The 19,363-nt window shown below is 50.3% G+C and carries 19 protein-coding genes; 3 read left to right on the top strand and 16 right to left on the bottom strand.

Annotated features, from left to right (window positions below; genetic code table 11):
* Positions 1–94 precede the first annotated feature (94 nt).
* The 9 genes from BMX58_RS00940 to trpX all read right to left on the bottom strand — a co-directional run bounded on the left by BMX58_RS00940 (position 95) and on the right by trpX (position 8,013).
* Positions 95–511 (bottom strand): OsmC family protein, encoded by a 417-nt coding sequence (locus BMX58_RS00940; protein ID WP_068620438.1) that lies wholly within the window; start codon positions 509–511, stop codon positions 95–97.
* Between the two features lie 136 nt (positions 512–647).
* On the bottom strand, positions 648–887 hold the full coding sequence (gene nrdH / locus BMX58_RS00935; protein ID WP_068620439.1) for a glutaredoxin-like protein NrdH: 240 nt from the start codon (positions 885–887) through the stop codon (positions 648–650).
* A gap of 120 nt (positions 888–1,007) precedes the next feature.
* Entirely contained in the window at positions 1,008–1,661 is a 654-nt protein-coding gene (locus tag BMX58_RS00930; RefSeq protein ID WP_068620441.1) for a YczE/YyaS/YitT family protein, read from the bottom strand.
* Between the two features lie 89 nt (positions 1,662–1,750).
* Positions 1,751–3,028, bottom strand: coding sequence for a dihydroorotase (locus BMX58_RS00925; protein WP_068620443.1), 1,278 nt, complete (start codon positions 3,026–3,028; stop codon positions 1,751–1,753).
* 29 nt (positions 3,029–3,057) lie between these two features.
* On the bottom strand, positions 3,058–4,002 hold the full coding sequence (locus tag BMX58_RS00920; protein ID WP_068620444.1) for an aspartate carbamoyltransferase catalytic subunit: 945 nt from the start codon (positions 4,000–4,002) through the stop codon (positions 3,058–3,060).
* Between the two features lie 405 nt (positions 4,003–4,407).
* Positions 4,408–5,262 carry an LD-carboxypeptidase gene (locus tag BMX58_RS00915; protein WP_068620445.1) on the bottom strand — a complete coding sequence of 285 codons (855 nt, stop codon included), beginning with the start codon at positions 5,260–5,262 and terminating at the stop codon, positions 4,408–4,410.
* A gap of 17 nt (positions 5,263–5,279) precedes the next feature.
* Positions 5,280–6,074, bottom strand: a complete 795-nt coding sequence (locus tag BMX58_RS00910) for an ABC transporter ATP-binding protein (RefSeq protein WP_068620447.1) — start codon at positions 6,072–6,074, stop codon at positions 5,280–5,282.
* Positions 6,067–6,963, bottom strand: coding sequence for an ABC transporter permease (locus BMX58_RS00905; RefSeq protein ID WP_068620449.1), 897 nt, complete (start codon positions 6,961–6,963; stop codon positions 6,067–6,069). Before BMX58_RS00905 ends, BMX58_RS00910 begins: the two co-directional genes overlap by 8 nt.
* A gap of 6 nt (positions 6,964–6,969) precedes the next feature.
* On the bottom strand, positions 6,970–8,013 hold the full coding sequence (gene trpX, locus BMX58_RS00900) for a tryptophan ABC transporter substrate-binding protein (RefSeq protein WP_068620451.1): 1,044 nt from the start codon (positions 8,011–8,013) through the stop codon (positions 6,970–6,972).
* Positions 8,014–9,401: 1,388 nt separating this feature from the next.
* On the opposite strand from trpX, the gene BMX58_RS00895 reads away from it, so the two are divergent.
* Complete coding sequence (locus BMX58_RS00895; protein ID WP_068620453.1) at positions 9,402–11,105, top strand: NFACT RNA binding domain-containing protein; 1,704 nt, start codon at positions 9,402–9,404, stop codon at positions 11,103–11,105.
* Between the two features lie 107 nt (positions 11,106–11,212).
* Here BMX58_RS00895 and pyrE read toward each other — a convergent pair whose 3' ends face one another.
* The 7 genes from pyrE to lspA form a co-directional block, all read right to left on the bottom strand.
* Entirely contained in the window at positions 11,213–11,845 is a 633-nt protein-coding gene (pyrE, locus tag BMX58_RS00890) for an orotate phosphoribosyltransferase (protein ID WP_068620455.1), read from the bottom strand.
* Between the two features lies 1 nt (position 11,846).
* Positions 11,847–12,560 carry an orotidine-5'-phosphate decarboxylase gene (gene pyrF / locus BMX58_RS00885; protein WP_068620457.1) on the bottom strand — a complete coding sequence of 238 codons (714 nt, stop codon included), beginning with the start codon at positions 12,558–12,560 and terminating at the stop codon, positions 11,847–11,849.
* On the bottom strand, positions 12,550–13,479 hold the full coding sequence (locus BMX58_RS00880; protein ID WP_068620460.1) for a dihydroorotate dehydrogenase: 930 nt from the start codon (positions 13,477–13,479) through the stop codon (positions 12,550–12,552). The genes pyrF and BMX58_RS00880 overlap by 11 nt, the downstream gene beginning before the upstream one ends.
* Entirely contained in the window at positions 13,476–14,252 is a 777-nt protein-coding gene (locus BMX58_RS00875) for a dihydroorotate dehydrogenase electron transfer subunit (RefSeq protein ID WP_068620462.1), read from the bottom strand. The genes BMX58_RS00880 and BMX58_RS00875 overlap by 4 nt, the downstream gene beginning before the upstream one ends.
* Positions 14,253–14,371: 119 nt before the next feature.
* Positions 14,372–14,911, bottom strand: coding sequence for a bifunctional pyr operon transcriptional regulator/uracil phosphoribosyltransferase PyrR (gene pyrR, locus BMX58_RS00870; RefSeq protein WP_068620464.1), 540 nt, complete (start codon positions 14,909–14,911; stop codon positions 14,372–14,374).
* A gap of 171 nt (positions 14,912–15,082) precedes the next feature.
* Positions 15,083–15,988: an RluA family pseudouridine synthase gene (locus tag BMX58_RS00865; RefSeq protein WP_084253725.1), complete on the bottom strand. Its 906-nt coding sequence runs from the start codon at positions 15,986–15,988 to the stop codon at positions 15,083–15,085.
* Positions 15,989–16,010: 22 nt separating this feature from the next.
* Positions 16,011–16,490 carry a signal peptidase II gene (gene lspA, locus BMX58_RS00860; protein ID WP_068620470.1) on the bottom strand — a complete coding sequence of 160 codons (480 nt, stop codon included), beginning with the start codon at positions 16,488–16,490 and terminating at the stop codon, positions 16,011–16,013.
* Positions 16,491–16,742: 252 nt separating this feature from the next.
* Here lspA and BMX58_RS00855 point away from each other — a divergent pair, with 252 nt between their 5' ends.
* On the top strand, positions 16,743–18,122 hold the full coding sequence (locus BMX58_RS00855; protein ID WP_068620471.1) for a polysaccharide deacetylase family protein: 1,380 nt from the start codon (positions 16,743–16,745) through the stop codon (positions 18,120–18,122).
* Positions 18,122–19,351: a putative glycoside hydrolase gene (locus BMX58_RS00850; protein ID WP_068620474.1), complete on the top strand. Its 1,230-nt coding sequence runs from the start codon at positions 18,122–18,124 to the stop codon at positions 19,349–19,351. The genes BMX58_RS00855 and BMX58_RS00850 overlap by 1 nt, the downstream gene beginning before the upstream one ends.
* The last annotated feature ends 12 nt before the right edge of the window (positions 19,352–19,363 follow it).

The following is a 19,363-nucleotide window of genomic DNA, read 5'->3' as shown; positions in this document are numbered from 1 at the left end:
CGCCACCTTTTCTGCTTTTCACCATTTTATCATAAAAAAGACTGAGGCAAAGTGATACGGATTAGCTGTCAATTGAAACAACCGACCCAACCCTTCAGTTTACGAAGGGGACAACTTCCAGGGTGACGTGATTGTAGTCACCGATGATCTTTGATACAGGGCAGCGTCTGTGGGCGGATTGCGCCAGTTTTTCGACATCAGCCAGCTCCATGCCCTCGACCGAAATGAAAGCCTTCAGATCGAAATAAAACCCTTTGCCGTTTTCTTCCCTGCAGAAATCGACATGCACTTCCGCTTTGCTTCGAGCCTCGGCGCCCCTTGCCTTCAGCAGCGCTTCGATTGTGGCGTTCAGGCAAGTCGCCCATGACAAGCCGAATAATTGTTCCGGATTGTAGCCTGCTAATTCCTTCAGTGGATCAGATGTAAGCAAGGATTCTCCATCCGAAACGGATACGGTCCCGTTCAATCCTTCATCATTGAGGATTTCTGTATGGTATAACGATTTTGTCATATTAAATGATCTCCTTCCCAATCGTGGAAATTATTTGTTCTTCCCTCTATCTTAACATGATTCAGCGTATTTAGCTGAAAAAAACAGCACCGGATGCCCCTTGAGGGACAATCTGGTGCTGTTTCGGATAGTGCGATCAGGCCGTGATCAGCTGTTCAAGCAAATCTGGTCTGAAGCCGAAAAACGGTTCGATGCCGTCAAATACGACCACAGGCAAAGTTTGGAAGCCCAACTCTTTGACTTCCGCCAAGGCCGCTTCGGATTCTTGGATGTCTTTGATTTCATAGCGGATGCTGTTGTCATCCAAAAACTTCTTCGTGAAATTGCACTGCATGCAATTCGGTTTCGTATATACGGTAACATTCCTGTTCGACATGATGGTTTCCTCCATTGGTTATCTGCGGATAACTCCTATTTCAACTAAAGACTATGGATACATCATACAGTATCGTACCAGAAAAAACAAACTATATATAGCGGTACGTGGCCGAACAAATCAATCCAGATCGATCGAAAGCTCTTGCGCGGCGGATGATGCCTTGATTTTTTCATAGACGAAATTCATGCTCGGCGGGAAGAACAGCATGCTGATGAAGGTGCCTTCCCGGACGGTGATCGCCGTTCCGGTAGAAAAGGCGATCAGCAGTGCGGCAGCGATCAGCAGCACATCCACCATTTGACGGACTTTCCCGAAGTTGAAGCCGAAACGGTTGCTGAAGGCCATGCAAGCGCCCTCCAATGGCATATTGATGTAATTCAAAGCCATGATTGATCCGACGCCGATTGCGGCTATAATGCCCCCTAAAATGACCATGGCGATCTTCGCCCAGTACTGATCGATCGTCACTCCTGAAAATACCGTATACAGCATCAGGTTCATCACTTGACCGAGTATCAATGTGATCGGAATTTGGAACAATTGTCTGAGCGAAAAATCATTTCTCATCAAAAGCCATTGGATCCCTACGCATGAGATATTCAATATGATCGCCAGCGTTCCGATCTTGATGCCGGAAAGTTGGTTGATGCTCATGTTAAGGGCCTCATAGGCACCTACCCCAACGTTGGCTTTCACCGTGAAGCTGGCCCCGATAGCGGTAATGATGACCGCAACGATGACCAATAACATGTTCTTTAAGTGTTTCGTCATTTTTTCACCTATCCATTCATTATTCTGCCCTGTCATTATAAAGAAATAAGCAACGGATTGCAATCCGTTGCTTACACTCAGGCTGTAATCTATTTCGCGTAAACGACTTTGCCGTCCACAAGTGTATACAGTGTTTCGCCTTTGACTTTCCAGCCGGTGAATGGCGTATTTGTCGCTTTGGAAAGGAAATCTTCGCTGCGGATTTCGTACTCGTTCTCCAGGTCGAAGATGGCGATGTCCGCCTGGGATCCGATATCCAGCGTTCCTGCCTCCATGCCGAACAACGCTGCCGGCTTGACGGTCATCCAATCAACCAGTTGTTTCAGGGTGAAGACGCCGCCCAAGACAAAGTTGGAGTACATCAATTGGAAAGCTGTCTCGATGCCGACGATGCCGAACGGAGCGCCGATCATGCTGCCTTGTTTCTCTTCCTCGCCGTGCGGAGCGTGGTCAGTTGCGATGCAGTCGATTGTGCCGTCCAGCAAGCCTTCGATCAAGGCGGCACGGTCTTCAGCGCCGCGCAATGGCGGATTCATTTTGTAGATTGCCGTATCCGACGGGATGGAACCATCCACCAGAATCAGGTGATGCGGGGCGACTTCGGCTGTGACATGGATGCCTGCGCGTTTGGCATCGCGGATGACGCGCACGCTTTCCTTTGTCGAAACATGGCAGACATGGTAGTGACAGCCTGTCGCTTCCGCCAATAGCACATCGCGGGCGATTTGCGTGGATTCCGTCACGCTCAAGATGCCAGGCAGTTCCAATTCGTCGGAACGGGTGCCTTTATGCATAACGCCTCCGAACAACAGGGAGTCGTCTTCCGTATGCGCTACAAGAGCAACATTGTTCTTGGCTGCTTCCTTCATCGCCAAATACATCGTTCCGGCTGTCTGGACTCCGACACCGTCGTTGGTGAAGGCAAAAGCACCGGCTTCCAACAGTTGCTTCTGATCGGTCAGGACGTCACTGCGCAAGTTTTCTGTGATGGGCGCGTACTGTTTGACTTTGATGATGGCTGTATCTTTGATCAGCTGTTGGATAGCAGCGAATTTATCGGCTGTGTCCGGAACTGGATTCACGTTCGGCATCGCACAGACTGTTGTGAAGCCTCCGCGAGCGGCAGCCTGCGTTCCGGTTTCGATGGTTTCTTTGTAGGTGAAGCCTGGTTCACGCAGATGCACGTGCACGTCGACCAATCCCGGAGTGACCAGACCGCCCTTGGCATCGACAATTGTCGCATCTTCAGCCGTTACCTGCAGATCCTGGCCGATTGCGGCTATTTTATCGTCTTTCACATATATTTCTACGGGAATAAGTTCCTCTTTTTGACCCAACATTTTCGCATTTTTTATCCAAACTGACATGTGATCCCTCCACTGGTGAATTGTTATTATTATACGTTTGCTTCTTTTCTTCCGTGCACGATGGCTTCCAGGATAGCCATTCTGGCAAAGACGCCATTTTTCATTTGCGTCACGATCCGCGAGCGTCGGCATTCCACTAGGCTGTCCGCCAATTCCACGTCGCGGTTGACAGGAGCGGGATGCATAATGATGGCCGTTTCCTTCATGCGGCCTTCCCGGGCGACCGTCAGACCGAATTGATCGAGATACTCGGCTTTTGTATAGCGCATCGCTTTGCCGCCGTGGCGTTCCGTCTGGACGCGGAGCAGCATCATGACATCGACTTCGCCGATGATGTCATCGATTTCCATGTGTGTGCCGTATTGATCGAAAGAATAATCATACCATTCTTTCGGACCCGTGAAATAGACGGTCGCTCCCAGTCGCTGCAGCATCTGCATGTTAGTCTTGGCAACGCGCGAGTGCGACAAGTCGCCGCAGATGGCCACCTTCACACCGCTGAAAGTATGGAACTCTTCGTAGATCGTCAATAGGTCAAGCAAGCATTGGCTCGGATGCTGACCGGCACCGTCCCCGCCATTCACGATCGATGCGGTAATCCCCGGACTTTCGATCAACTCTTTGTAATAGGCTTCGGCGCTGTGGCGGATAACGACCACATCCACACCGATCGCCGACAAAGTCAGCACCGTGTCGTACAGTGTTTCGCCTTTGCTTACGCTGCTGGTCGAAGTGTCAAAATTGATGACTTGCATCCCCAACTTGTGTTCCGCCATTTCGAAACTTTTGTGTGTGCGGGTGCTGTTCTCGAAAAATAAGTTCGAAGCGTAGACTCCCGCAGTCAGAGCTTTGTCCGGCAGAGCGCCGCTTTTGAATTCGGACGCGCGCAGGATCAGGGACATGATTTCCAGATTGGTGAGTTCCTCGACACTTACAAAGTTTTTTAATGCGATCTGATTTGTTGTCTGAATCATTTTAAAGCCCTCCAATTAGTTTTTTTGTGAATGGAGGCAAAAAGAACCCGAAGATTTTGTAAGCTCTTCAGGTTCTAGGCCAGCCGCTCCCGGATTTGGATACAGAGCGGCCTTCTAGTGACCTTGCGGGCCTCACAGGACCCCCTTAAAGTCTCACATTCGCTATGAAATTGTGCGTTAGGATAAATCTCCAGAAAAAAAGCCCATGGTCAAAGAGACAATGGGCATAAAGTCATGATGAAGGCGCAATACGCCTGATATGCTCCTTAGTAGTCTCTCTGGACTCTCGTTAAAGGAAATTCATTCTGTTGCTAAAATAATAACGCGCATAAGCGCTTTTGTCAATGCTGGCCAAGCGGATGCCCTGTTTTTTCTCCAGAACACACAGGGCAAGGCGCAGCTCCTTCAGCCGATGCGGATCGGTTTGGAACGGTCATCGTGTCCGATGAAGGCCGTTTCCCATACCGGGAACCCGTGCCGAGAGGCGTAATCTCGGCACACAGCCAGGAAAGCCGCTCTTTTACCATCTTTCTCAATCTGCGTGAATTGCCCGATCAGCAGGCCGCTGATTTCGTCGAACGCACCCAGCTGTTCCAGCTGCGCCAAGCCGCTGGACATCGCTTCGTATCTGCCGCCTGCCGATTCGAGGATCAGCACTTTGTTTTCCAATTCCGGCCAATAGGGGGTCCCTGCCAGCTTCAGGAAGCAGCGCAGGTTTCCGCCTGCAAAAACAGCTGATGATTGCGTAGCGGCACGATTTCCGCCTAATTCGAACACCCCGGCCCAGTCCGCTTCATTGCTGTTGAATAAGTCACGGAGGGCCAGTGTCTGGAAAGCTTCCTCCCGGCTCACGAGCACTTTCGGGTTATAGAGGACATTCTGGATGCCGGTTTTGGCTTGGATCGCATTCACGATCACGCTGTTGTCGCTGTAGCCGAAGTAGGGTTTGGGATTTTTTTGAATGAGTCCGAAATCGAGGTAAGGCAATATTTCGTTGGCCAAATCCCCGCCGGATAAGTCGAATATCGCTTTTACGCTCGCATTGGAGTAAAGCGACAATAAAGCCCCCGCACGGGATGCAGGGGCCTCGGTTTGCTGTGTCACTTCATTCAGGAAAAGGACGTCGCTCATGACCGTCTCAAGGCCAAAACAAGCCTTGAGTTTCCGGCTGAGCGCCGCAACGATTTCCCGCGAGCGATCATTATTCGTCAATCCGTTCGAACAGCTGATGAAGCCGATCGCATCTCCCGATTGCCACATAAAGATCACTACCTTTCTCAGACCAACATGTCTTGGATGGATAATTCCTGAAGTTCGGCAAATATTTTTTCTGGCGTCAATGATTTTTTCATTTCCTCGTCATAGTCCTTCATGATCTGACCGTGATGCAGCACCAGCATGCGGTTTCCGTACTGGATCGCATCCTGCAGGTTATGGGTGATCATGATGCTGGTCAGGTTGTTGTCGATCACTTGCTGGTTCGTCAATTCCAGCACCAATTTGGCCGTTTTCGGATCCAAAGCTGCCGTATGCTCATCCAGCAGGAGGATGTCCGGCCGTTTCATCGTTGCCATCAGCAAAGCGATGGCTTGTCTCTGACCGCCCGACAAAAGCCCGATTTCAGCCCCCATCCGGTTTTCCAGGCCTAAGCCCAATTTTTTCAGTTCCTCTTTGAAGAATACTTTTTCTTCATGCGAAGTCCCGAAGCGCAGCGTCCGTTTTTGGCCCCTGCGGTATGCCAATGACAAATTTTCCTGCACCGTCATCCGCGGAGCAGTGCCCATTTTTGGATCCTGGAAGACCCGGCTGATGTAAGGCGCGCGTTTGTCTTCTTTAAGGAATGTGACATCTTGTCCGTTCACGATGATGTCGCCCGTGTCAGGCAGGAAGTTCCCGGAAATGGCATTCAACAAAGTTGATTTGCCGGCTCCGTTACCGCCTACCAAAGTGATGAAATCGCCTTTCCTGACCGTCAGATTGACGTCCTGCAGTGCGTTGACCTGATTGGGTGAACCAGGGTAGAACGTCTTGGAGACATGTGACATCGTCAACATCGCTTCCTGATTAGTCATTTCGCTTCACCTTCTTTCGCAATGAGTACATGTAGTAGGTTTCCTTGATTTTCGGCAACGCCAGGAAGAATGTCAGCAATACAGCCGAAATCAACTTGAAGTCATTCGGGTTCATGCCTGCTTCCAATACCATCACCATGATCAGGCGGTACAGCACCGAACCCAGCATCAGGCAAACCAAGCGAATTTTGAAAGAAACATTCGTGAACAAAACTTCACCGATGATGATCGAAGCCAGACCGATGACGATCGTTCCGATACCCATGCTGATGTCGGCATAGCCGTTGTCCTGGGCGATGATGGATCCGGCCAAAGCGACGATACCGTTCGAAATCATCAAGCCGACGATTTTCATCGTGTTTGTGGAAATACCCAATGAGCGGGCCATCGCTTCGTTGTCACCGGTCGCGATGACTGCTTGACCGAATTCCGTTTTGAAAAAGATGACGTACAGTCCGATGATCAGGACGACTACCAGCGACCCCAGCGCTATCGTGTCGAAATGTCGGGGAAGGTTCATGTTTTTGAAAACAGTAAAAATCGTATCTTTCCCCAACAGACTGATGTTTGCCCTCCCCATCACGCGCAGGTTGATGGAATAGAGACCGGTCATCGTCAAAATCCCTGCCAGAAGGCTGGGGATCTGCAATTTTGTGATCAAGAAACCAGTAATCAGGCCAGCCGAGCTGCCGGCAATGATGGCAAAAATGATGGCAAGATAAGGATTGGCCCCTAAAGTGATAGCTTGAACGGCCACAGCCGCACCGAGGGGGAATGAGCCCTCGGTTGTCATGTCGGCCAGATCCAAAATGCGGAAACTTACAAATAAACCAAGTGCCAGAATACTCCAAAGCAAACCTTGGGAGACGGCGGAAATGATCATATTCAATAAAATCTACTCTCCTTCTCCTACAATGATGGCATTCTCTGCGACGTCATCGGGAATCTTGATGCCCAACTGGTCGGCTTTCGCTTGATTGACGACCAACTGGATCCCGGTCGCGTATTGCACAGGGTATGCAGCGGGGTCTGCTCCTGCCAGGATATCGGCAGCCACAGCACCGGTTTGTGTGCCCAACGCATATTGATTCAACCCGATCGTCGCCAACCCGCCTTCTTCCACCATTGTGTCCACGGCAGGGAACACAGGGATATTGTAGGCATCCGCAACCGGGATGAGTGTCGCCAAACCACTTGCGATGGTGTTGTCTGTCGGTACATAGATGGCATCCACTTCCGATGCCAGGCTTTCAGCGACTTGTGCGATGTCATTCGTGGATGTGACTGTTTTTGTGACTGTCTTCAAACCTAATGAAGCGGCAATTTCTTCGGCCTCTTTGGCGGAGCTGATCGAGTTGTCCTCTGCCGATGAGTAAAGGATACCGATTGTATCGGCTTCAGGAAGCAATTGCTGGATCAAAACAAACTGATCGCGGGCCGGAGTCTTGTCACTGACGCCGGTGATGTTGCCGCCCGGTTTTTCCATTGAATCCACCAGATTGGCGGCTACGGGATCCGTGATGGCTCCCAAGATGATCGGAATGTCGCTGGATGCATTCGCCAATGCTTGTGCGGCAGGGGTAGCGATGCCGATCATGATATCCGCATCATTCGAAACGAACCGCTCCGCTATCGACTGCATATTGGACTGGTCGCCCTGCGCATTCTGGAAATCGATTGTTGCCGTTTCACCGTCCACGTATCCAGCTTCCTCCAATTGATCGATGATGCCTTCCCCGATCTGATCGAGCGCCGGGTGGGTCGTCAATTGCATGATGCCGATGTAAGGCAAATCGGGATTGATGCTTTCGGACGAACTGGCAGCGGAACCGTCCGAAGAGGTGCCCGAGTTGTTGGCATCCGAATTGCCGCATGCCATCAGTACAGTCGCTGCCATAAGGGTCAAAATGCTTGTGCGTGCTCTGAATAATTTTTTCATTGCTGATTCCTCCAATTTTTCTGCTTCTTATTTTGTAAAAAGTGATAAAAAAAGCCGCCATCTGAACCAAGTATGGCGGCTGAATACAGAAAACGCCACACAGACCGATATTGTCTATGTGGCGGCTTAAATATCTTTAGTAATCCACATAGATACTGTTCAGATGTTACATCTGAGGCTGTATCTACGGACAATCAATACGTCACAAAGAACAACCTACTCCACGTGGCTTTGCCAATCGAAAAAATTCACTTTGGAAACGCGCGTAAATGCTGCCATGAATGATTGCCCCTTTATGATTGATAATTCAATAGTAACCAATGCGAAAAATAAAGTCAAGAGTAGGATTAGAAAAAGATGAGGCAATCTCATATTCCCGTCCCTCCGCTACAGAATCAACAAAAAAAGCAAAACAACAGGAGGTTCCCGTGCCTTGCTTTTTCGTCATGCCATTGATTCCCGATAACGGGTCCGAAGATCCATTTTATCGGGACTACAAAATGGCTGCCCCATAGCGTTAGGTGTAATCGGTGTGCAGAAAACAAGACGGATATCCATTGGATAATGGCAGTATAAGTTGCGGATACAGTTTAGGACAAACTGAGCAAATCACCCTGCATAGCTGTGTGTTGATTCATCCATTACGTACTCCATCCCCCCAAGGCTAATTCTCTTCACTAAAGTGAGGAGATTGACGACAACAACATGCCCCCGAGATTTGCTGTCGCGATGGATTCTGATTCGTTATCGCTATCTTTCTTTCTGCACGACAGCATGTCGCCGAACCGCATAGTCCCTTCATGAAGTCCGAACACACAATGTACACTGCTCTTGACTAGGGAGAGCCCGTCAGGCAACGCTGTTTTTCGGAAAACCTCAATGCAACGAACTGTGAAATCGGTTACACGTTTCGATTACTTCCCTAGTATAAGTCACCGCCGCTCCAAATGCAACATTAAATATTAATTTATTTACTTTTTGTTTCCGGATCCGTAAGCCGGTCTGCTCGCTGTCCCGGATCGATTCCTTGTGACGGTACTTGACCGAGCGGATTTCTTTTGGATTTGTTTCTCGAACAGCCGGGATGAACACATCACCAATACTTATATATAAGCATTTCATCGGACTATTTTTACACTTTATCCATAAGTTCGATACGATTTACAAGAGAGTTATCGGACACAGTGTTCATAGGTGTTTATTAAAATCCGAGAAAATAAACAAACGGACCGAAATGTCATTATATTTATTGTTTCTTTGGAAAACTAACAGTATTTTGTTTCAAGCGCGATTTTGCTTCCCGAACATCTGAACGTAAGTTTTTTCGGGTTGGGTATTTGTGTTATAATGTTAAGGCATATTCAGACATGCCCATAGGAGGTGCATCCATGTCTTTTGATGGTGTTTTTACACGTGCGATGGTGAGTGAACTGAACCGGGAGTTGGAAAACGGAAGGATCGGTAAAGTTCATCAGCCTTTTCAGCACGAAATCATTTTAACAGTGCGCGCCAACAGAAAAAATAAACGCGTGCTTCTTTCTGCGCATCCTTCGTATGCGCGGCTGCAAGTCATCGAGGATTCTTTGTCCAATCCGGACTCGGCTCCGAACTTCTGCATGGTGCTCCGAAAGAAACTGGAAGGCGCGATCATCGAGGAGATCCGCCAACTGGGCAATGATCGGATCGTCATTTTCTCTTTCCGGAATTTCGATGAATTGGGCGACCAGCAACAGTTGGAGCTGATCGTCGAACTGATGGGTCGCCACAGCAACATCTTTTTGATCGATAAGGCATCAAGGATCATCATCGATTGCTTGAAGCACGTGCCTTTTTACCAGAACAGCTTCAGGCCCTTGCATCCGGGCGTAGCCTATCAGCTGCCGCCGCATCAGGATCGCTCGGATCTGTTTGCGCTTGAACCGGCAGAAATCGAAAAACTCGTTGCCCAATTCGATCCCGAAGTCCCGTTGCGGAACGCTCTGCAGCAAACATTCCAGGGGCTCGGGAGCGATTCGGCCCAGGAAATCGCGCATTACGCAGCCGATGATGGACTTGCTCCGGCTGCGGCAATCCAGCTGTTCAAAGAGCGTGTGGCATCGGTGTCGCCGACCTTGACGAACGAAAGCGAAAGGAAACAGCATTTTACGCCCTTCCCTTACACAAGCCTGCCTGGCGATAAGCAAGCATTCGCGACACTCAGCCAACTGTTGGACGCCTATTATGCGGAAAAGGCAACACGCGACCGCATCCATCAAGTCGCTTCCGACCTGCTGCAGATCGTCAGCACTGAACTTAAGAAAAACCAGTTGAAGCTGCAAAAACTCGATCAAACCTTGTTGGAAACCGAAAAAGCGGATGTGTTCCGGATCAAAGGCGAGCTTTTGACCGCCTATCTGCATCAATTCGAAAAAGGCCAGCAGGAGGTCGTGCTGAACAATTTCTACGACGATGAAAAACCGGTCGCCATCAGCTTGAACCCTTCCCTGACGCCTTCTCAGAATGCGCAGAAGTACTTTTCGAAGTACCAGAAGCTGACGACCGCCGTGAACCATGTCAATGAGCAGATCAGACAGACGCATGCGGAAAACGAATACCTTGAAACGATCGAAACGCAGATCCAATTGTCCGACCCGCAGGACTTGGAGGAAATCAAGGATGAGTTGAGCGAATCGGGTTACCTGAAGCGCAAGCAATCGCTGAAGAACAAGAAGAAAAAAACCAGCAAGCCGCATCGGTTCAGATCCGCGGATGGCACGAGCATCCTGGTCGGCAAAAACAATCTCCAAAACGACCAGTTGACCTTGAAAACCGCCAAAAAAACGGATATCTGGCTTCATGCCAAAAATATCCCCGGTTCTCATGTCATCATCGAAAGCAACAACCCAAGCGAGGAAACGGTATTTGAAGCCGCCAACATCGCGGCTTATTATTCCAAGTTCCAGAACTCCGCCAATGTGCCGGTCGATTATGTGGCCGTAAAACAGATCCGCAAGCCGAACGGAGCGAAACCCGGCTTCGTCATCTACGAAGGCCAGAAGACGGTCTATGTTACCCCCGACAAAGATCTGATCAAAGCGCTAAAAGCGGACTGAACCGCAAAAAAGAAGGTACCGACTCTCTACAACCGAGTCGGTACCTTCTTTTTTCGTTAATCATTATTTGATGATTCGGAGTTTGTCCGAAAACCGCAAGAAAGGACTTAGCCTTTGAACCAGTTCTCCGGGTCTTTGCTCCAGTCTTTCAAAAGCTCCAATTCTTCTTCGGAGATGTAGTTCGTTTCGTGGGCAACTTCCAGCAAGGTGCTGTAGTTGGACAACGTATCGATTGCCAATCCCGCGTCGGCGAAGTTTTTCGTTCCTTTAGACAATTCGTAAGTGAAGATCGCGACGCAGCCCAATACGTCAGCGCCTTCCAGTTCTGCTGCTTTGGAAGCTTCGATGACGCTGCCGCCTGTGGAGATCAAGTCTTCGACGACGACCATTTTTTGGCCCTCGCTGATTTTGCCTTCGATCTTGCGGCCAGTTCCGTGGTCTTTGGCTTTGCTGCGGATGTAGACCATCGGCAAGTCCAAAATGTCGGCGATCCAAGCTGCATGCGGGATGCCTGCAGTCGCGGTTCCGGCGATCACTTCTACGTCGGGATATTTTGCTTTGATCAGATCAGCCAAGCCTTGGGCGATCTGTTTGCGCACGGCCGGGAAGCTCATGGTGACGCGGTTGTCGCAGTAGATCGGGCTTCTGATGCCGGATGCCCAGGTGAAAGGGTCCTGCGGGTTCAGGCTCACTGCTTTGATGTCCAATAATGATTTTGCTACTTCTTTTGCTATCGTCATGTTATTCCGCTCCATTCCATTGGTTCTTGATTTCGTGATAAGCCGCAACTGGATCCGCTGCTTGGGTGATCGGACGACCGACTACGATGAAGGTTGAGCCGATTTCTCTTGCGCGACCTGGTGTCGCGACCCGCTTCTGGTCCCCAACCGCACTGCCGGCCGGGCGGATGCCCGGCGTCAGGCAGATGAAGTCTTCATTCGTGTGGTCCTTGATCATGCGCGCTTCCCATGCGGAGCAGACGACGCCGTCCAATCCGGATTTGCAGGTCAAGTCGGCGTAATGCAGAACGCTCTCCTGCAGGCTGACTTTGATCAACTGTTCCGTCTGCATCGCTTCTTCGGAAGTCGATGTCAATTGCGTGACCGCAATCAGTTTCGGAACGGCGCTTCCTGCCGGGGTGCCGGCGATCAGGCCTTCTTTGGCTGCTCTCATCATTTCCGAACCGCCTGCCGCATGGACATTAACCATATCGATGTCCAAGGCAGCCAAGCCTTTCATGGCGCGGTGAACGGTGTTCGGGATGTCGTGCAATTTCAGGTCCAGAAAGATTTCGTGGCCCATTTCCTTGATCCGTTTCACGATTTCCGCTCCGTGCTGGTAATACAGTTCCATGCCCACTTTTACATAAAGCGACTCGTCTTTGAACAGCAAAAGGAAATTTTTGATTTCTTCGCTCGTTGAAAAGTCCAACGCTATTATCGGTTTATCGTTCATTCAAGATGCCTTCTCTCACTTCTTTGATTAATTCCTGCAGGCTGTTGATGCCCAGTTCATCCATGCGTTGCGGAAGCTGTTCGATCAGTTTCGGGCAAACGAGCGGATCGGTGAAGTTGGCCATGCCGACGCCGACCGCGCTGGCTCCGGCCATGAACATTTCCAAAACGTCATCGACCGTATAGACGCCGCCCATCCCGATGATCGGGATATCGACTGCGCGCGCCACTTGGTAGATCATGCGGATCGCTACCGGTTTGATGGCAGGACCGGAAAGGCCGCCCGTTTTGTTGGCGATGATCGGTTTGCGCGTATGCAAGTCGATGCGCATGCCCACCAGCGTGTTGATCATCGAAATGCCATCCGCGCCTGCCGCTTCGACCGCTTTGGCGATCTCCACGATATCGGTGACGTTCGGGGACAGTTTGACGTAGACCGGAACCGTTGCGCCCTCTTTGGCCGCACGCGTGACGGCAGCCGCCATCTCCGGATCGGTTCCGAACTGAAGGCCGCCTTTATGGACGTTCGGGCAGGAAATGTTCAATTCGATGGCTTTGACGTTCGGCGATTGGGAAACGGCTTTGCAGACTTGGTAATAATCATCGACCGTATTGCCGGCAACGTTCGAAATCAAAGGCACATCATACTTTTCAAGCGCCGTGTGCTTCTGCGCGACTACGATCTCGACGCCAGGGTTCTGTAAACCGATGGCATTCAGCATGCCGGAAGGCGTTTCCGCCAAGCGCGGCGTAGCGTTGCCTTTGCGCGGCTCCAATGTCGTCGCTTTCGTCATGATGGCGCCCAACAGGCTCAAGTCATAAAACTTGCCGTAGTCCTCACCGAAGCCGAAACATCCGCTCGCTGGGATGATCGGGTTTTTTAATTCCAATCCGGGTAAACTGACTGCTAATCGATTCATAGTACTATCTCCTCTGCTCTGAAGACCGGTCCTTCGACACAGACTCTGTAATTGTCGTATGCTGATGTGCTGTTTTTCTTGTCGCAGACGCAGCCGTAGCAGGCTCCGATTCCGCAGGCCATCCGCTCCTCCAGCGAAAGGTAGGTAAGGCTCGGATCGAACGTTTTCGATACCGCCACCAGCAAGCCCTTCGGACCGCAAGCGAAGACTGCGTCCGGCACAAAGCCGTCCAGTTCCTCGAAGTATTGCGTCACGAAACCTTGCTTGCCGTAGCTGCCGTCATCAGTGGCGATGTTCACTTTGCCGAATGCCGCGAATTCTTCCTCATAGAAGACTTCCGCTTTGTTTTTGAAACCGAAGCAGCTGACGACATTGACGCCCTTGGCATGCAATTGTTTCGCCAGTTCATAAAGCGGCGGAACGCCGATGCCGCCCCCGATCAAGAGCGCATTCTGGCTCTCTTCAAGCATATCGATCGGATAGCCGTTGCCCAACGGTCCGAGGATATCCAATTCATCGCCTGCGGTCAATTGGCTGATGATGGTGGTGCCTTTCCCTTCGGTGCGGTAGATGATGACGCACTCTTCCTTCTCGGCATCGATTGAGGCGATGCTGATCGGACGTCTCAAAAGCAATTCATCCCCAGGGACGCGGATATGCAAGAATTGATCCGGGGCACCCATTTCTTTCACTAACGCCCCTTTCAGGCGCAATTCGAAAATATCTTGTGCGATTTCTGTCTGACTGACGACTGTCATCATAGCTTGACTCATAATTAGTTTCCTCCTTAATTTTGGCAAAATAAGGTGATCTCAAAAAATGCGATGGAGCAAGCTTCAAAGCAAATTCTTCTGTGTCTCTCGGGACGCAGTTAAAGAATCACCAATCTTTATTACGCTCTGATCAATGTAACTTTTTCGATGCCGTCGACTTCATCCAAACGGACGGAAATCTGTTCCGCCTGGGATGTCGGAATGTTCTTGCCGACATAATCCGCCTTGATCGGCAGTTCCCGGTGTCCTCTGTCGATCAGGACCGCGACTGTGATCCGTTTCGCCCTTCCGAGATCCATCACCGCATCCATGCCTGCGCGGATTGTGCGGGCCGTGAACAGCACATCATCCACCAACACGACATGCTTGCCGGCGACCGAGAACGGAATGTTTGTTTCGTGCAGGACAGGATTGGCATTCGTGTCGCGGTGCACATCATCTCGGTAAAGCGTGATATCCAATTCCCCGACCGGCACCTCGATGCCTTCAAAATCCTTGATCCGTTCCGCGATGCGCTTGGCCAAATAGATGCCGCGCGTCTTGATGCCCACCAAAATCAGGTTCTTGGTGCCATCGTTCTTTTCCAATATCTCATGGGTGATGCGGGTCAGCGCGCGTTTCATCGTCTGGGCATCCATGATTTCGATTTCTTCTGCCATCTCCACTACTCCTTTATCGTCAAAACGAAAAAATACCCTTATGCATTTGGGCATAAGGGTACAGTCACGTGACGCTATACAAAATGTGATGCACCTTTTAGCCTCTCTGGACTATTTTAAAGGTTCCTTCAATATTACAGTAATGATAACGAATAGCGGCGTTGCTGTCAATCAGTTTTTGCGCAGTTCGGCCAGTTTCTCGCTGTAAAAGTCCGGCAACGGTGCTTCAAAATGCATTTTTTCACCTGTCGTCGGGTGGATGAAGCCCAAAGTGGCTGCGTGCAGATATTGGCCGTGGCCACTAAGTGTATCAGCCGGCCCGTACATCGGGTCGCCAGCCAGTGGGTGGCCGATGTATTTCATGTGGACGCGGATCTGGTGCGTCCTCCCGGTCTCAAGCCGCAGCTTCAGCAAGGTGAAGTCGCGGAAGCGCTCAATCACCTCGAAGTGCGTCACTGCCCGTTTACCGCCATCAGCGACTGTCCTTTTTTTGCGGTCGACCATCATCCGGGCGATTGGCGCATCGATGGTGCCGTCTTCATGCGGGATGACGCCATGGACTAAAGCCAGATATTCCCGTTCCATTGTGTGGTTTTCCAGCTGCTCGGCCAATTTCTGATGCGCTTCATTCGTCTTCGCGACAACCAGCAAGCCGGATGTATCCATGTCGATGCGGTGCACGATGCCCGGACGGATAGTCGCCGTCCCATCGGACAACGTGTTTACGTGGAACAACAAACCGTTGACCAGGGTACCGGAAAGGTGCCCTTTCGACGGATGGACCACCATTCCTGATGGCTTGTTGACGACGAGCAGTGCATCATCTTCATATATGATATCCAAGTCGATGTCCTCTGGGACGACGTTGATCTGTTCCACTTCCGGGATTGTCAGTTCCAGCAGATCCCCTTCCTGGACTTTGTAATTCGATTTGACAGCTTTGTCGTTCACCGTCAGATTGCCTTCTTTTATCCATGCCTGAATCTGCGAACGACTCGTACCGCCCATGAAATCCGCCAAGACCTTATCGATCCGGCCGGATTGACCATCAATTTTAAACACAAATTTTTCTTTCATTTGGATCCCACTTTACTATAACTTATTTTTTTAGCTTACTTTTCGAAGCCGTCTGTTCTTCTTCTTCGAAGAAAAGGATATAGACCGCCATCAGGATGACACCGATCGTCAAACAGACATCCGCAACATTAAAAATCGGAAAATCGATAAAATCCAACCGGAACATGTCCACCACATATCCCAGACGCATCCGATCGATGAAATTCCCGAGAGCGCCGCTCAACAGAAAAGCGTAACTGATGCCCACGATTTTTTTGTCGAATCCCTGTTTATGAGCGTTATATACCATCGCGCCCACGACAACCACGGTAATAACGAAGAAAAAGAACATTCTTCCTTCGAAGATTCCCCAGGCGGCACCCTCATTCCGGATATAGAACAAGGACAGGATGCCCGGAAGCACTTCCTTGACTTCATGCAATGCAAAATTATTTACGATGGCAAGTTTGCTCCACTGGTCCAAGGCCAAAAGCAAGATGGCCAATATATAATAGATAATCATCCGATAGCCTCACTTATTCTGAAATAAACGTCATTAGTACCTTTTGCCTCTATCTATTGTAAACTAATTTTTCAAATTGTATAGTCATTCCGCTCAGTTATTATCTGCCACAATAAGGAACATGCAGCTATCCAATTCGTGAAGAAGTGACAATTTTCTGCTGATAGGCTGAACAACCTTGATAAAGAAGCGCTATTTTCGGTATAATGAAGCTTGTATTGTTATATATTACGCAAAAAAAGGAGCTTGTTTATGTTGAGAGGTAAGAAGATTGCATTGGCTTTTGCCGGTGCGCTTGTATTGTCGGCTTGCGCAGATCAAGTGAAAGAAGCGTCAGAGACAATCACCCGGATCAAAACCGAGGAAACTGAGATTGTCACCCAATTGAATGAGCTGCAACAGTTGGAGACTGCTTTACAGAAGACGTTCGATGAATCGTTGGCCAGCGATGAAGAATTAAAAACGTTCCAGGACGGCTCGGCTGCCGTGTTCAGCAACCTTGAAGACCGCCGTACTTTAGCCGACTCGATTGAAAGCGCTTTGGAAGGCCTGAACGAGACCAAAGCCGACTTCGTTGCCCTGGACGAAGAAACCTTGCCGCTGGATCAGATGAAAACGGTCGGGGAAACGTTGGACCTGTTCAATGAAAACACACTGGCTTACCTAGCTGCTTATCGCGAAAGTTTGGATAAGGAAGAGGAACTATTGACCGGTTTCGGGGCGGATGATGCCACCTTCGATACGTTTTTTGCCGGCATCGAAGCGATCAACCTGAATGCCGAAACAAACCAAACCAATCTTACTCCTGTCGCTGAGAATCTGGCGACATTGGATGCGCAATTGACTGAACTGGAAGCGGCTATCGCCGCAATCGGCGAGGGAGCATCCGCCGCCGAAGAGGCTTCAACGGCTGTCAGCGCCTCTTCCGACAGTGCCGCTGCTGCGGATACGAAAAAGAAAGCTGAACCCGTCAACTATGAATATCGCATCAATCCGGAAATTTCCACCGTCCAACCGATCGCGGAGGATGGCGATACGCAAGTTGCGTTGCTGACCTTCGATGATGCACCTCAGCAACCGAACAGCTACACCGTGGAAATAGCCGAAACCGTTAAATCTAAGGATGCCAACGCCATTTTCTTCGTGATGGGACAATTCCTTACAAATGAACAGGCGTGCGCAGACATCAAGGCCGTCTATGATATGGGCTTCGAAATCGGGAACCATTCGTATTCGCATCCCGACTTCCAGACTTTGACCTATGACGAGCAACTGGAGGAGATCAAATCAACAAACGACCTGATCGAGGAGATCACTGGCGAGCGTCCGCGCTTCCTGCGTGCCCCGTATGGACAGTACAATGAGGACACCATCGCGATTGCCCAAGCGGAAGGCATGACGATCATGAACTGGACCTACGGCTACGACTGGGTGGAGGAATTCATGGAAGGCACTGCCTTGGCCGATGTCATGGTCAATTCAAAATACTTGGGTGACGGCGCAAACTTGCTGATGCACGATCGGCCATGGACAAACGATGCGATTGCCGCCATTATCGATGGTCTGCGTGCGAAAGATATCACCATTGTCGATCCGAACCTGATCGAATCGCCGGAACGGGAGGAAATGTAATGACGAACTATTTTAAACAGACACTTGCAGCCGCCAGTTTATTGCTGTTCCTGTCGAGCACGACAGTCGCATCAGCCAGCGAAACCGCCAACTCTGCTGCCAGCGACAGCTCAGAAGCGACTGCCACCGCGCTGAAGCTCCGCCAAGGTGCCCTTTTGAAGACACCTACTGCCAAAGAACTTCCGAAAAAATTCTTCTACGACAGCGGCGTGGAAATCGCTTATCCAGCTGACGGCGTCAAAGGGATCTACGTGACGGCCTACTCGGTCGGCTATGAAGAAAAATTCAACAAGCTGGTGGATTACGTCGATTCGACTGATCTGAACGCGATGGTCATCGACATCAAGGATGACATGGGCGTCGTGACGGCAGATTTCAAATCCAAAGATACCCATATCCAGGAAAATACGGAAGAGTATATCCCTGACATCAAAGAACTTATGGACGTGATGGAAGAAAAACAGATCTACCCGATCGCCCGCATCGTAACCTTCAAGGACACGCTGCTGGCCAACGAACAGCCGGAAATGTCATTCACCGAAAGCGACGGCTCCGTCTGGGTTGCATCGAACGGCGAATCGTTCATCAACCCTTTCCTGAAGCAGACTTGGGATTACGCGGTCAACGTCGGCATCGAAGCCGCCAAAGTCGGCTTCAAGGAAATCCAGTTCGACTATGTCCGCTTTCCTGAAGGCTTTGAAGTCTGGGGTGATACGCTGAACTACGGCATGGGCGACTATGCCGGCTTGGACATGACCGACGACGAGAAACGCGTGCAGGCCATCACTGATTTCACCGCCTATGCGAAGGAAAAACTGATGCCTTACGGTGTGGATGTATCCGTCGACATCTTCGGTTACACAGCCTCTGTCGTCGAAGCATCCGGCATCGGCCAGAACTTCCCGCAGATTTCCGAGAATGTCGATGTCATCTCCTCGATGATCTATCCGAGCCACTGGGGAACCGACTACTTCGGCATCTACAAACCGGATCTGTATCCGTATGAACTGGTAACGGAATACATGAAAGTCGAAAACGAGTTGTTGGCATCGCTGGAAACGCCGCCTGTGACCCGCCCATGGCTGCAGGATTTCACCGCCTCCTACCTAGGTTCCGGATTCTACCAAACCTACGGAAAAGAACAAGTGGATGCGCAAGTACAGGCGTTAGCCGATGCCGGCGTCCACGAGTTCCTGCTGTGGAACGCGCTGAACAACTACACTTATTAAGGAAGTTGGGGC

This window comes from Trichococcus ilyis, from assembly GCF_900109135.1.
Taxonomy (GTDB): domain Bacteria; phylum Bacillota; class Bacilli; order Lactobacillales; family Aerococcaceae; genus Trichococcus; species Trichococcus ilyis.
The sequence above is the reverse complement of the archived record's forward strand: the minus strand, read 5'-3'. Positions and strand labels throughout refer to the sequence as shown.